Raw genomic sequence first — 13,941 nt, forward strand, 5'->3', positions numbered from 1 at the left:
GGCTTGTTAACCTTCCCCTTTAGGGGTTTCGAAAGGACGGGTTTCCAACTGACCGTTATTGTCCAGCAGTTGTTGTACCGTCTGTTCCGCTTCGGTTAAAGCCTGCTGACACTCTCTGGTGAGCCTGACGCCTTTTTCAAAGGCTTTGAGTGACTGTTCCAGTGTCAGGTCTCCGGATTCCATTTGTTGAACCAAAGATTCCAGCTCACTGAGCGATTGTTCGAAGGCAAAGCCCTGGTTTTTTTCTGGCATGCTGAGAGCCTGTTCGTCGTTCTGGCTGTCAACCGGTTACAACAGTTGTAACCGGGTTGGTCGATAACTTTTCCGTGATCTTGCAAAAACGGGAGTTTGCATCAGTTATGGATAAGGTAAATCGAGCAGAAGCATACCACAAATCAAGGCTTGGGCGGATTCTGCTGAAACGGGGTTATGTTTCTGAAGCGCAGCTGGAAAAGGCTACCGAGCTGCAAAAACGGACCGGGCAGAAGCTGGGAGAGGTATTGCTTGAGATGAAGGATATTTCCCTGTTTCAGTTACGCAGGGCGCTCTCCAATCAGACACGGATTCGCTTTTCATCGTCCCTGGCCATTGCCCTGCTGCAACCATTGCAGGTATTGGCCGGGCAGCAGGGTGAGGATGATTCGGATGAAGCGGTGCAGGGGACCGATCAGCTGACACGGCTTATTATGCCGCTGATTAATTCCCTGACCACGGCCGATGGCTTTCAGGCTCTGGAATATGATCCGAATGATGCAAGAGCTGAGATTCGTGCAGATGGCTCCATTAGACTGAGAATACCCTGCTCTCTGGGAGAATTAAGGTTTGAGCATTTACGTATCCGGGCTTCAGCCACTCAGGATTATGAAGAACTGACAATAGCGGATGTGGATCTCAGCAAAGCGAAGTTCTCGGTCAGGGCTGTCAGGAGATAGTCGTTTTTTTAACAGGCAAAAGAAAAGGGTGCGATGGCACCCTTTTCTTTTTCAAACAAAACGAATTAAACGATTCTGTCAGTCAGCGATGAAAGCAGGTTTTACGTCAATTGATTCGGAGTCAGTTGTAGAACCGTTGTTGTGTTCCTGCCAGACATTTTTATCCATGGTTTTATTCAGGAACGGGAACTTGCTGCGGTTGAAGATCGGAGTCATACCGTTGTCCAGCTGTTCGTCGTAGTCTTTCAGCACCTGAATCACGATGTTGGACAGAACGCAGATAGCAACCATATTGATCAGTGCCATGATACCCATGGATACATCCGCGAAGCTCCATACCGTTGGCAGGCTGCCTGTAGAGCCCCAGACCACCATGGCCAGTACTGCAATGCGGTAAGTGATCAATACGCCTTTGCTGTCGTTGATAAAGCGCAGGTTGGATTCGCCATAGTAGTAATTGGCAATGATGGAAGTGAAGGCAAACAGCAGAATAGCCAGTGCCACCAGGTGACCACCCCAGGAGCCCACCTGAGAAGACAGGGCTGCCTGAGTCAGTTCGATACCGGTCAGTCCACTTTCATGCATGCCGGACATAAGGATGATGGCCGCAGTCGCTGTACATACGACCATGGTATCCAGGAATACCCCCAGTATCCCCATCAGCCCCTGGTTAACCGGGTGTGTGGAGTGAGCAGCGGCGGCAGCGTTTGGAGAGCTACCCATACCCGCTTCATTGGAGAACAGTCCACGTTTGACGCCGTTTACTACCGCTGCGCCAATGGCTCCGCCAGCAGCAGACTCAAACCCGAAGGCGCTGCGGAAGATCAGGCTGAATACCGCAGGCAGTTCAGTGATATTCATCAGTACAACGATGATGGCAGTGGTCAGGTAGCCCAGAGCCATCACGGGAACGATCAGCTCGGCCACCTTGGAGACAGAACGGATACCGCCGAAAATAATCAGTGCGCTGCCAACCGCCAGGGCAATTCCGACCACAGCTGGCTCAATACCATAACCGCTGAACGCCGCAGCGATAGAGTTAGCCTGAACACTGTTGAAAGCGAAACCGAAGGCGATGATCAGGGCAACAGAGAAGGTGATACCCAACCAGCGCTGGCCCAGGGCTTTTTCAATGTAATAAGCCGGGCCACCACGGAATGTACCGTCGCCATTGTTGGTTTTGTAAATCTGCGCCAGTACATTTTCTGCCAGACTGGTTGCCATGCCCAGCAGTGCAATAACCCACATCCAGAATATTGCACCGGCACCACCGAGATAGATCGCTACGGCGACACCGGCCATGTTACCTGTACCAATACGGGCAGCGAGGCTGGTACAGAAAGCCTGAAAAGGAGAAATCTGGGATTTGTCAGCCGTAACGCGGCTCCCCATCATGATTTTGATGGCAAGACCAAAGCGACGGAACTGAAAGAAACGAGTGCGAACAGTGAAGAAAATACCGCCACCGACCAGAAGGTAGATCAGCACGCTGCCGTAAAGCAAGTTATTCAGCGAATCGATGATTGGTGCAATAAATTCGTTCATAAGGTTCTCAGAGTTATTGATAACCTCAGAGTTTTATTTCAAATAGTCTTTTAAAACATTAGTGAATAGCCGTGAGCATCTTAGTAGGGATACTTATCGGGTGTTCGCGTAGATTTTTATTAATGAAAGCGGGGTATGCTGCGGGTAATGCGGCTTAAACAGAAAAAATATTTATACGTCAATCGTTGCCTGTATCGGTATATGTGCCTAGGAGTGTAAGTGGTACTGGCGGGGTAAATAAGGTCTGTGTATTAACTGTACAGTGCAATCAGTCGTGCTTCTGAGTAATTTATGGTTAAAAAAACTGCATTTGGCGTCTGAGTCGCAATAAACCATTGAGAATGAAAAAAATACAGATGGAAACCATTTCTGTGACACCTTGTTAACATGTGTCGCAGGAATGGTTTATGTCTCCTATATTCAAGAGCCGCTTCGGTCGCACTGACCGTTACCCTCAACTAAAGGTAGTTACTATCCATTTATGATCGTTACAATGTCAAAAATTAGCTGGATCACTCTTCTGGTCAGCCTGCTGTTATCTTCCATGGCTCTGGGGAGAGTCTGTTCAATATGTGGTGCATCGTATGCAGGAGAGACCTGCGACAATTGCACCCGGCATTCCCCCCCTGATCCTGATAGCAGCTCCTCAGGAGGTTCGCACTGCGGCGCAATATTTGAGGCTGGCACGTTTGCGGGGGCTGGCATTCTTACCCAGTCCTGCAGTCAGTGCTTGAGAACAGAGGCTGATTTCAGAGGCTCTAAAAAAGAGATCAGAGAGGAAATTGCAAAGGCTGTATCGCCTGCATCCTATAAAGAAGAACGGACCAGGGGAGCCGCAAATAACAGAAAGAGATATCGTATGCAGCAAGCCATGAAACTCCTTGCCCAAATCGTCGACACAGAGTTCTCCCGAAAAGCAGAAAAAGATGGAGAAGCTGAAGAAAGCGAAGGAAGTGAAGAAAGCGGAGAGGCAAGGATCGCTGTTCAGTGGAATGCTGCTTCTATGAGGCTGTTTGATGATCTGCGTAACATCTATCAAAGCACCATCAGATGCGAATCATTAGGCACTATAATGCGAAGCAATATGTCGAAATTTGAACTGCTCTGCACAGTTACCAGCTTTGTCAAGACTTCAGAAGACGGTACTCATGACTTCAATGAACACAATTGTTACGTTGAAGGAACCCAAAGAGACAGGGGCGTGATATTCACCATCGCAGATTATGAAAATACCCTGATTACTGCCGGTTACTTCTTTCATGATCAGGGAGTGAGCTCTGTCTATTTGCTGGGTTCAGATGTGCCAATCAATATCAGATCAACAGAGCCATTACCTACAATGATCTTGAATCGCCTGGTTGAGGAGCTTATAAGGCTCAACATAATAGAAGATAACCAGACGACGATTAGACTTTACCAGAGACGCCAGAAGAGACCGCCGGAACAGTCTGAATAATGTCAAAACTGAGTGCCAGGCTATTACCGCCGCACTCTGCCTCAGATACATTGTGGCAGAGCACTAATTTCATCGTGCAGGGAATGCACGAAGATTTGTTCAGGAACGGTCAGGAAGCTGGTCTGTGTCATCGGCAGCTCTGGGTGAAGCTGTTTCGAGTGGAGTCGCTTCGGATGAAGTGCTGTCACTTCTTTCGTCCAGGTCATCTGGCTCATCAGAGCCGGAAGTCCAGACATCGTTATCTATTGTCTGACTCAGGAAGGGAAAGTGCTTACGATTAAAAACCGGTGTTTTTCCTGCCTGTAACTGCCGGTCATAATCTTTCAGCACTTGCAGTGCGGGACCTGACAGTAGAACAATAACCACCAGATTAATTAATGCCATAAGCCCCATGGAAAGGTCTGCCAGAATCCATACAGACTCCAGACTGCTAACAGCGCCCAGGTAAACCAGTAACACCACAGCCAGGCGGTATAAAAATAACAGTTTCCGGTTGTTCTTCATGAACATCAGGTTGGATTCGCCGTAGTAATAATTGGCGACAACCGATGTAAAACCAAACAGAATAACAGCACCGGTAATAAACCATGCCCCCCAGGGACCGACGATACTGCCCAGTGAAGCCTGAGTCAGTTGAATACCATTCAGGGTATTGCCGGTTTCCAGCTGGCCCGATAACAATACGATGGCAGCTGTTGCAGTGCAGATGACAATGGTGTCGATAAACACGCTGGTCATGGAAATAATACCCTGAGCTGCCGGGTGATGTGGCCAGGGTGTTGCGGTAGCGGCAGCATTTGGGCCGCTGCCCATACCTGCTTCGTTGGAGAACAGCCCCCGCTTTACCCCCTGCATAATGGCCTGGGCAACGGAGTAGCCAATCCCCCCGCCAACAGCCTGCTCAAGACCAAAGGCATGGCTGATAATCAGGGAAAAAACGGCAGGGATATCTTCCAGACGCATCAGGACGACGACCATTGCGATCAGGAAATAGCCCAGTGCCATAAATGGCACCACTATCTCTGCAAATCGGGTGATGGTATGAATGCCCCTGAAGATAATCAGGCTGGTGATCAGGGCAAAAAACAGCCCGATGTACTCGATGCTGATATCGGTGTAAACAGAAACGGATGCCGCCACCGAGTTCGCATGCACCATATTAAAGACAAAGCCAAAAGTAATCAGTAGCAGGGATGAAAACACTATGCCCAGCCAGCGTAATCCGAGAGCCTTTTGGATGTAGTAGGCGGGACCGCCACGGAAGGTACCATCGTTGTTATTGGTTTTATAAAGCTGGGCGAGCGTATTTTCTATGTAACTGGAAGACATGCCCAGCAGGGCCACTACCCACATCCAGAAAATAGCGCCCGGTCCCCCGATATAAATAGCGATAGCCACCCCGGCAAGATTACCAGTACCCACATGCGCCGCAAGGCTGGTACACAATGCCTGAAAGGAGGAAACTTCATTCTTTTCGGTGCGTCTGGAAGCAAACATGATTTTCCAGGCGTGAATGAAATGGCGAATCTGAACAAAGCGGCTACGCAGCGTAAAGTAGATACCTGCACCCAGCAGCAGGTAGATGAGAAGGTAGCCCCAGAGTACTGATGTGATGGCATTAATCATACTGCTCATAATGTATCCTGATATTTTAATGTCCGGGAAGCTTAGCAGATAGGATTTGGTCAATAGTTCAGGTGAGTTGAAAAGCCATACTGACAAATAGCGAACGATTATAAATATTCTTGCTATAGCTTCTAATTTTTATCAGACCTCATGGTTTCAACGACTATTGTTACCCGACTAACAATTAATATGCGTGCTGATTGAGATCATATCTTTATTGCAAGTCTGAGATTTCCAGAAGCATTTTGCCCTTGAATCCGGAGCTGAAGTTATTGTTCTCGTTGAAAGCTATGACAAATGGAAGAGCCGGAACCAGAGGGCCCGGGCCTTCATTTATGTATTCCGGAGGTTCTGGTTATGATGAGTTTTGGATGTGCCTTACTGGCGTTGTTGACGGGGTATGCCTTGTACGGCTCGGTGGTGGAAAAAGCGTTTGGTGCTGACCCTGCCCGCGCAACACCCGCTTATGAGTTAACAGACGGTGTTGACTTTGTTCCTTTAAGCTGGCCTAAAATCTTTCTGATCCAATTTCTTAATATTGCCGGGCTTGGTCCTATCTTCGGTGCCATTCTGGGCGCGCTGTATGGCCCGGCAGCTTTTATCTGGATTGTCTTTGGCTGTATTTTTGCCGGTGCGGTGCACGACTATTTCTCGGGCATGATGTCGCTTCGGCACGAGGGCAAGAGTATTCCGGAAGTGGTCGGTATTTATCTTGGCTCACGGGTTCGGCAGTTTATGAGGATTATGTCCATTGTATTGCTGCTGCTGGTCGGAGTGGTCTTTATGGTGGGGCCTGCCTCATTGCTGAGCAATCTGGGTTTTGACGGTGTGTTGGCGGACAAGTCATTCTGGCTGGCTGTCATTATTGGTTACTATTTCATTGCCACCATTCTGCCGGTCGACAAGCTGATTGCCAGAATCTACCCGCTGTTTGCGGTGGCGCTGTTATTTATGGCGGTGGGGATTGCTGTCATGCTGGTCATCAATGACCTGCCGGTGCCAGAAGTGGGAACGGCTTCCAACCACCCTGCCGGTTTGCCGGTCTGGCCGATGCTGTGTATCACCATAGCCTGTGGTGCCATCAGTGGCTTTCATGCGACTCAGTCACCTTTGATGGCGCGATGTATTCCCAATGAAACCGTTGGTCGGCGTATATTTTATGGTGCAATGGTGGCCGAAGGAATCGTAACGCTGATTTGGGCCGCTGCGGCCATGGCCTTTTTTCCGGATGGTATTGAAGGACTGTCGGAAGTTCTGGATAAAGGCGGCCCGTCACTGGTGGTCAATGAAGTGGCTATTGGGTTGATGGGCAGCCTTGGCGGTATGTTGGCCATCCTGGGGGTCATTGCCTGTCCGATTACCTCTGGTGATACGGCGTTCAGGAGCCTGAGACTGATTTTTGCTGATATGCTGAACATCCGTCAAATTCATATCTTCCACCGTCTGGTTCTGGCAGTTCCGGTTTTTCTGGCTGGCTACCTGTTGACGCTGGTCGACTTTTCAATTATCTGGCGTTATTTCGCCTTTTCCAACCAGGCACTGGCTACCGTTGTTTTGTGGACAGCTGCCGTTTATATGGTCACTCAGGACAGAAACTTCTGGATTCCTCTGGCTCCGGCTGTGTTTATGACCGGCGTGTGTTCAACCTATATTCTGATGGCTCCTGAAGGTCTTGCAGTATCTTCGACAGTGGCCTGGCCTGTCGGTTTACTGGTTGCCCTGATTTCAGGTCTGTTGTTTATTCTTAAAGTTTCTGGAAAGCGCCAGCAAAGGGAAGAAATAGTTCAGTGATTTGAAGACGACAATAATCTGGTATTCGCCTGTTGATCTCTCTATGATTTATCCGTGAGTAGTCGGGCGAATAATGCCTTGTGCGTCACTGTCGTGTATAAATCAAGGAAATAATAATTGCATCTTATGGCGATACTGTCTTTTTTTCTGGGTGCTGGTATCACCTGGCTGGTGATGTCCGGCTTATTATCCCAGATCATCATGCTACTGGTTCGTATCTGGATCCCTTCTCGCTCTGAAAAGGGTGTTATTGCTGACCAGTGGCTTCTTAATAGTGGTGTTTCCACGTCTTCCCGCTGGCGTCTTCTGGGTTATTGGCACGATACTGCCAGCTATCGTCAGGCTTCTTCAGAGCTCGCAGGTTTACTGGCCGACAAAGCCTGCCTGTCGAATCAGGACAAAGTGCTGGATATGGGCTTTACCAGTTATGACCAGTTACTGGTCTGGCTGGACTACTACCAGGTTGAAGCTCTTACAGCGGCTACAGAATCTGAACGAATTCTTGCTGACGCACATCACTACTGCGGTCACTTCAGCCAGTTAAATCTTGAGCGTGGCAGTGTCTCGATTATGCAGCGCCTTGAAGAAGGCTCTTTCGATAAAGTCCTGGCTCTGGACTGTGCTTACCATATGGAAAACAAGAACGCGTTTTTTCAACAAGCTCGACGGGTGCTGCGTCAGGGTGGTTCAGTGACTTTAACCGATATGATGTTGGCCCGGCCTTTTAAAGACCGCTTTGAGCAGCGACTGGTCACTCTGATGGCGAGAACCTGTGGCATCCCTGTAAAGGGGTTGTATGTGAAACAGGTTTATGAATCCATGCTGAACCGCTGTGGCTTTGAAGAAGTCCAGACGACCGATATCAGCGAAGACGTCCTTTCTGGCTTCTGTTTCTGGTTTTCTCAGCACTACGGGCAACTATCTTCAGTAACCCGCTCAAAGGTTTGGATTCGCCTCCGTCTGCTGGTCTGGTTTATTCGCTGGATGCAACACCGGGGATTGCTTCGATACCATCTGATTTCGGCAAGATAACAAGTTGTTCATAACTTCTCCCCTACAAGGTTATTCACACCATCTGTGGATAACTTTGTGATCATTTTTTGGATAGTTCCGCAGACTCGACTCCGTCTGGCATGATTTTATTTTTGTTCAAAAAATACTCAGTAATATGCCGGACTCAATCACAGGCTAATCATAACCAGCCCAAGCAGCAACAGCACAACGCCACAGCGCTTGGGTGCCGGAGCGCTTTCATGAAGCCAGAATACGCCCATTAACACTCCAATAGGGATGCTGGCCTGACGCAGCGCAACCACATAACCCACATTATCAAATCAAGCAAATATCAGGGAGGCTGACTTATTATTTCTTTTTGTTATTGGTCGATAAGTACAAGTATACGTACAATGAATGCAGTTAAAAAAACGTGTACGCCTGACTTGTGCCCATAACATGGAGATACACCTTATGGACGTAATGACCTACTCCGATTTTCGCAGTAACCTTGCCCGAACCATTGACCGGGTTAACGACAACCACAAACCAGTGCTTGTCACACGGCAGAATGGCAAACCAGCTGTGTTAATGTCGGTTGAAGACTACAACGCTTTTCAGGAAACCGCTTACCTGATGGCAAGCCCGAAAAATGCCCAGCGTCTGAGCGAGGCGATTCATCAGATTGAGTCTGGTCAATCCACGGATCACGGATTGATCGACGAATGATCCTGTCATGGGCGGATACTGCCTGGAGCGACTATCTCTACTGGCAGGATACCCATAAAAAGGTAGTTAAGCGCATCAATACTCTGATTCGGGATATTCAGCGCCAGCCCTTTACAGGCTTGGGTGATCCTGAACCTTTGAAGCACAACTGGTCTCGGTACTGGTCACGGCGCATTAACAGGGAACACAGGTTGGTTTACAAAGTTACAGACAGTGCGATTTTTATTGCCCAGTGCCGCTATCATTACTGAGTTATGGGGCTCATACTAAAGACATAAAAAAAGAGGGTTGAATCTCTTCAACCCTCTTTGATCGTATTGGTGGAGGCGGCGGGATTTGAACCCGCGTCCGCCGATTCGCAACCTTTGGCTCTACATGCTTAGATCCACCTTTAAATTTAACTCCGTAACGACCCAGTGGTCGGGGTTTTACAAAGCGATTCTCACTGGTTTTAGCCCGTCAGCCAGAGAACTGCTGAACGTGGCGAGTCCGCTTACGGTGACAGTCTGAAAAACCGGCCAGCGAACGAACCGGACAGACTGGAAGCTTCGTAGTGTTTAAGTACGATTAAGCTGCAAACTGCAGCTGAGCTTCGTTGTAGTTGTCTTGATTGGCAACTAAAAGGTTTGTAGTGTTTTGATTAACGAGAACCACTACGCCCTCGGCATGCACCTCAGGGTTTGATACCGTCGTCGAATCCGAATCGCCCCCGTCCCCTATTTATAGAGCAGACAGAGGCGAATCGCAATCAGAGTCTGCCAGAAAAACGCAGAGAGTAAGCATTGTCGCCTTCAGGCTGACCCAGAAACTCCAGTCCCTGTTTCATCTGGTCTGGCAACTCTTCACCCGGAGTCAGGGTGGCAGCCAGGTTAAAACTCATGTTCGGGCGCAGGGTAAACTGCCCTTCTGTGGCGATGTCGCTGGAAGACTGATTAACCGAAGCGGTCAGAGTACCGGCTTCACAGCTCAGGCGTGCGCCGGCATCACCCAGACGAACACCGCCAAACGGGCTGTTCAGCCTGCTGCGCTGCAAAGCGACCAGACCATCAAGATCCTGGCAACCCTCCTGAGTAAAGCTCATTGCCTGAACGTCCAGATTGATGTTGCCCAGTACGTCCACAACCACAAAATCAGGCATGGGGAACCGGGACTGCAACCATTGAGCGCTCACATCAACCGTGGTGTCAGTCAGGCTGACTTCAGAGGTGGTCGCCCGAACCGTGGCTTCTGCTGACACCGGTGATTGCAAATCCCCCACCGTAATGTCAGCTTCAATCGCCTGTCCCAGCAAAGCAGATGGCTTGATGTCCCAGTTCACGGAGGTCAGGGTAACGCTATTCACCGTCACTTCCCCAGCCTGCCCGGACCAGACCGTACCGCTGATATTACTGGCACTGACATTGTCCGGCACCGGAGCCATCTGGTAAACAAAAGCAGCGGGCAGGTTGACCACCAGAAAGAATCCCCAGGCCAGCAGACCCGTGAAGGTTAACCCAACAATCTTTTTAATCTTCATCCTTCACTCAGCTCCAGACGTTCAATGCTGACAATGCCGGGTAGCCGGGTCTGTTCAATACGCAGTTGCTCAATCACCACGCTGCTGCCCTGTTCAAGCTCAACCAGCCAGCCCATCAGCTGATCAAAAGAGGCATTAGCCAGGCTGACCTGCAAACGGTTCTGCTGTGTCCGCACACCCGTCACGCGCAAACCATGCTCACTGGCGCTACGATTAATTAACTGATCCAGCGGACTGTTCGGGCGTTCAGTGATCACTGCGCCTTTTTCCTGCAACCGCAGAATTTCGGCGGCCGTGCTTTTTACCCGGTTAAGCATTTGCTGATTCTTCATAACATCCTGTTGTGCCTGTTCATGCTTGTCCTGCACGGGTTGGACAATAACCATCCACACAATCCACACCAGTAATAAGGGAGCCGCAATGGCAATCAGCTGACGTTCCCGGGCTGAAATACCACTCCAGTAGGCTTTTGCCTGCTGTGACAGTTGGTTCAGTTGTTGAATGCCTCGTTGACTCATTGGTCGTTACTCCTGATCACCAGCGCACCGATTACCACCTCTTCCTGTTGCTCAACCGTTTGCACGGTAACGGAAACGGAGGCAGGCGCTTGTTCACGAAAACGGCTAAACGTATTGAAGGAGTCCGACTCCGCGCTCATGCGCAACTCCTGACGACTGTGGTCGTAGTCCATTTGCACAGGCTTTAAGGCCGGTTCCGATTTAAACGTCGGAGCCAGTTCATTCAGCAAGGCTGGCAGCCCCGTTTTTTTCTGGTCACCGGGCTGCTTTAAGGCACTGAGTTTCTGTTGAAGAGAGTACTCCAGGCGAACCAACCGTTCACCGGGGAACAGATCGTTATAAATGGCGTAAGCCTCGGCTCTGAGGGCATCTGCCTGGCTTTCCAGTCTGGCAGTACTGACCATATTGACGCCCAGCATAAAAGTACAGGTGGTCAGCAACAGAGCGGCAGCGGTTCGCCAGGGCTTCAGGTGGCGGATAATCATAGATTCCGGCTGGTAGTCACCTTGCAGCAGGTTCAGGGAACTCCGGGCTGCGGGCTCAAGCAGAGGTTGTAAAGCATTTTCATGATGAAGCGCATCGGCCTGAATCTCTGTGTCATCCGGCATTGGGCTGAGAGCCCGAACCTTTACGTCATCGGATTCAGAATGCAGGCTTTCCAGATAAAGTGGCAGCCAGGACGGATCACAAACGGCAGCCTGCCACTCTCCGGTACGAACCAGATACTGGTCATTTAATTCCAATACCGCACATTCATCGCCAGTAAACGGCAGAGACAGACTATCAGGTAACCATTGCCGACTATTGATATCTGCATCAATTAGCCATGCCTGCCACTGCTCCATTAAAGATTTGGCGACAACCGCCATATAAGCTTTACCATCGCTGTGGCTTAGCAGGGCAAAATGCATATCTTCCACTTCCGCAGCCAGGTCATCTTCAAGGTGCCAGGGCAGGGTTTGCAGCATGGTTCGGTTCAGTTTGCCGGAATGCTCCACAGCATGAAGGCCAACGGCTTCACCGGGAACCAGAATTTTACAGCGATGGGTGCTGGTCAGTTGCTTCAGTTCACCAAGCTCTGCAACTGATGTCGTACCGTAATCACTGTCTGTAGACCAGTAAACAGCGTCGTCTGTTGACAGAGGCAGACGAATAACCAGCAGGTTTTTAGCGGTGCCGCCTGTTGACGGTTGTTTTATGGTATTACTGTTCAAAGGGTCGCTTGTCATAAAAAAGCACCGAATTTACGACGGACAACCGATAGCCTGTTGTCGTCATTGCGTCTTAGCAAACTGTGTAAGCCTGTACGTGTTCCGGCAAATTCGCTGTTAGCACGTAATTCAAAATAAGAACTGTTAACGGTCAGCAAAGATCGTACATTGCTGCTGTTGTAATTGGTCAGAAGGGAACTGCTCAGAAATTCATCCACTGTACCCCAGCCATTGACAGGGCGTTGTTCCAGCACGTTTCGTGCCTGATCAACGGGAAGGTCGCCTTTATACAGCGCTGTCAGTAGTTCAGGCTGATCTGCGGGAATGGTATTAACATTAACTTTCAGTTCACTGGATGGTGTGGCACAGAGATAAGGCAGCGCCCGCAAGGCAACGCCCCGGGAAACCCCGGCTACCGCTCGCCACTCACTGACGTCCCGCATGGCAGTCTGTCCGGCAAGATGAGGCACCGGACGGGACATATAGTGGTCATCGCCGTACTGGGTGTAGTTTTCGCCATTGTAAACCCAGTCCCTGGTCGCCCAGCTAATGTTTATGGCTTCACTGGCACTGACTCCCAGCTGTTCCAGCAGGTAAGAAAAACTCTCCACGACCAGAGGCGCTGAACCATCCGTATTGTCGGGGACATTCATGGCGTTTACATTAAAACAGCCCTGAGAATCGCGAATCTCGCCAGCAATACTGCCATTCTCAACCGGGAACACCATGCCTTCCTTTGCCCAGTACTGACCAAGATGAATAACACCGTCATCGTCGTCAAAACTCTGTTTCAGAACCCGAATAGCTAACTCTTCAGCCGACAGCGCATACCAGCGGGCTTGCTCTAACTGCTGTCGTCCGGTGGTTTTACGCAGCTGGTTGCGGTAAGAAAAGGTTACTTCCGCCACTATCAGGGTCATTAGCGTGAGGATCAGCATGATACTCAACAGGGCAACCCCCTGTTGTTGCTTATGCCTGGTAATCAATGGCAGCTTCATCAGGCGCTCTCCCACTGCTCAGGTAGCAGGAAGCGACGTTCAATTCTACCCAGGTCCTGTAGATCCATTTCAATCAGCAGACCTTCAGGCAGTTGTCCACTGTCTTGTAATGTATTGTGCCATTTGCTGTTATAGAAAAAGCGAAACTTCAGACTGTTCACACCGTCCAGCAGTTCCCGGTTCACGGGTTCGGCATTTTCTAATGGATCAAGTACCGGGTGGTGCATACGTTCCAGGCGATGGCTTTTCAGGCGATAGGAAACCCGCTGTAATTCAGAGCGGGGCAGTTGTTGTGCAGGGTTGCGCCAGTTACTGCGAACAAAAGCGATGGCCTGATCATCGGTATTCAGCATCGTGTCATCGGAAAACAGGCTTTGAGTCGATACATAGCCATCGGTACGGACACCCCGGTCAACCAGCTGCCGGAAATCCTGCTCCAGCACCAGCATGGTGTGTTCCACTTCTTTCAGTCGTTGCAGATTTGAACGGGTAATCTCTTTGGCGTCGATAACGCTCATAAATAACTGACGGGCACTCAGAGTCAGCAGACTGAAAATAGCGATAGCTACCAGCATTTCCAGCAGAGTGAAGCCTTTTTGCCGTTTTCCCGGCCGCTTATTCACAGA

General features: G+C 49.8%; 15 protein-coding genes and 1 other RNA gene. 6 read left to right on the forward strand and 10 right to left on the reverse strand.

The window, feature by feature from the left end; all coding sequences use genetic code 11:
• Positions 1-6: 6 nt before the first annotated feature.
• Positions 7-252 (reverse strand): exodeoxyribonuclease VII small subunit, encoded by a 246-nt coding sequence (locus tag NX720_RS14650; protein WP_262595548.1) that lies wholly within the window; start codon positions 250-252, stop codon positions 7-9.
• 107 nt (positions 253-359) lie between these two features.
• Between NX720_RS14650 and NX720_RS14655 the strand changes: the two genes are divergently transcribed.
• Positions 360-932 carry a hypothetical protein gene (locus NX720_RS14655; RefSeq protein ID WP_262595549.1) on the forward strand — a complete coding sequence of 191 codons (573 nt, stop codon included), beginning with the start codon at positions 360-362 and terminating at the stop codon, positions 930-932.
• A gap of 78 nt (positions 933-1,010) precedes the next feature.
• On the opposite strand, the gene NX720_RS14660 is transcribed toward NX720_RS14655, so the two are convergent.
• A complete protein-coding gene (locus NX720_RS14660) occupies positions 1,011-2,477 on the reverse strand; it encodes an alanine/glycine:cation symporter family protein (protein ID WP_262595550.1) in 1,467 nt (488 codons plus the stop codon).
• A gap of 544 nt (positions 2,478-3,021) precedes the next feature.
• On the opposite strand from NX720_RS14660, the gene NX720_RS14665 reads away from it, so the two are divergent.
• Positions 3,022-3,933: a hypothetical protein gene (locus tag NX720_RS14665; RefSeq protein ID WP_262595551.1), complete on the forward strand. Its 912-nt coding sequence runs from the start codon at positions 3,022-3,024 to the stop codon at positions 3,931-3,933.
• A 99-nt stretch (positions 3,934-4,032) separates the two neighbouring features.
• On the opposite strand, the gene NX720_RS14670 is transcribed toward NX720_RS14665, so the two are convergent.
• Positions 4,033-5,568: an alanine/glycine:cation symporter family protein gene (locus NX720_RS14670; RefSeq protein WP_262595552.1), complete on the reverse strand. Its 1,536-nt coding sequence runs from the start codon at positions 5,566-5,568 to the stop codon at positions 4,033-4,035.
• A 348-nt stretch (positions 5,569-5,916) separates the two neighbouring features.
• Between NX720_RS14670 and NX720_RS14675 the strand changes: the two genes are divergently transcribed.
• Entirely contained in the window at positions 5,917-7,350 is a 1,434-nt protein-coding gene (locus tag NX720_RS14675; RefSeq protein ID WP_262595553.1) for a carbon starvation CstA family protein, read from the forward strand.
• A 126-nt stretch (positions 7,351-7,476) separates the two neighbouring features.
• Positions 7,477-8,382, forward strand: a complete 906-nt coding sequence (locus NX720_RS14680; protein ID WP_262595554.1) for a methyltransferase domain-containing protein — start codon at positions 7,477-7,479, stop codon at positions 8,380-8,382.
• A gap of 149 nt (positions 8,383-8,531) precedes the next feature.
• Here NX720_RS14680 and NX720_RS14685 read toward each other — a convergent pair whose 3' ends face one another.
• Complete coding sequence (locus NX720_RS14685) at positions 8,532-8,675, reverse strand: hypothetical protein (protein ID WP_262595555.1); 144 nt, start codon at positions 8,673-8,675, stop codon at positions 8,532-8,534.
• A gap of 85 nt (positions 8,676-8,760) precedes the next feature.
• On the opposite strand from NX720_RS14685, the gene NX720_RS14690 reads away from it, so the two are divergent.
• Both NX720_RS14690 and NX720_RS14695 read left to right on the forward strand, forming a co-directional pair.
• Positions 8,761-9,072 carry a type II toxin-antitoxin system Phd/YefM family antitoxin gene (locus NX720_RS14690; protein ID WP_262595556.1) on the forward strand — a complete coding sequence of 104 codons (312 nt, stop codon included), beginning with the start codon at positions 8,761-8,763 and terminating at the stop codon, positions 9,070-9,072.
• Entirely contained in the window at positions 9,069-9,323 is a 255-nt protein-coding gene (locus NX720_RS14695) for a Txe/YoeB family addiction module toxin (protein WP_262595557.1), read from the forward strand. Before NX720_RS14690 ends, NX720_RS14695 begins: the two co-directional genes overlap by 4 nt.
• Before the next feature lie 67 nt (positions 9,324-9,390).
• Here the strand turns inward: NX720_RS14695 and ssrA are convergent.
• From ssrA to gspJ, 6 genes are all read right to left on the reverse strand, one after another.
• Positions 9,391-9,783: a transfer-messenger RNA gene (ssrA, locus tag NX720_RS14700) on the reverse strand.
• Positions 9,784-9,820: 37 nt separating this feature from the next.
• Entirely contained in the window at positions 9,821-10,588 is a 768-nt protein-coding gene (locus NX720_RS14705) for a type II secretion system protein N (protein WP_262595558.1), read from the reverse strand.
• Positions 10,585-11,106, reverse strand: a complete 522-nt coding sequence (locus tag NX720_RS14710; protein ID WP_262595559.1) for a type II secretion system protein M — start codon at positions 11,104-11,106, stop codon at positions 10,585-10,587. Before NX720_RS14710 ends, NX720_RS14705 begins: the two co-directional genes overlap by 4 nt.
• A complete protein-coding gene (gene gspL, locus NX720_RS14715; RefSeq protein ID WP_262595560.1) occupies positions 11,103-12,335 on the reverse strand; it encodes a type II secretion system protein GspL in 1,233 nt (410 codons plus the stop codon). Before gspL ends, NX720_RS14710 begins: the two co-directional genes overlap by 4 nt.
• On the reverse strand, positions 12,332-13,315 hold the full coding sequence (gene gspK / locus NX720_RS14720) for a type II secretion system minor pseudopilin GspK (protein WP_262595561.1): 984 nt from the start codon (positions 13,313-13,315) through the stop codon (positions 12,332-12,334). The genes gspL and gspK overlap by 4 nt, the downstream gene beginning before the upstream one ends.
• The gene (gene gspJ / locus NX720_RS14725) at positions 13,315-13,938 is read right to left on the reverse strand and encodes a type II secretion system minor pseudopilin GspJ (protein ID WP_262595562.1); all 624 of its coding nucleotides are present in this window, start codon (positions 13,936-13,938) and stop codon (positions 13,315-13,317) included. The genes gspK and gspJ overlap by 1 nt, the downstream gene beginning before the upstream one ends.
• Positions 13,939-13,941 lie beyond the last annotated feature (3 nt).

It is taken from the genome of Endozoicomonas euniceicola (assembly GCF_025562755.1).
GTDB lineage: Bacteria > Pseudomonadota > Gammaproteobacteria > Pseudomonadales > Endozoicomonadaceae > Endozoicomonas_A > Endozoicomonas_A euniceicola.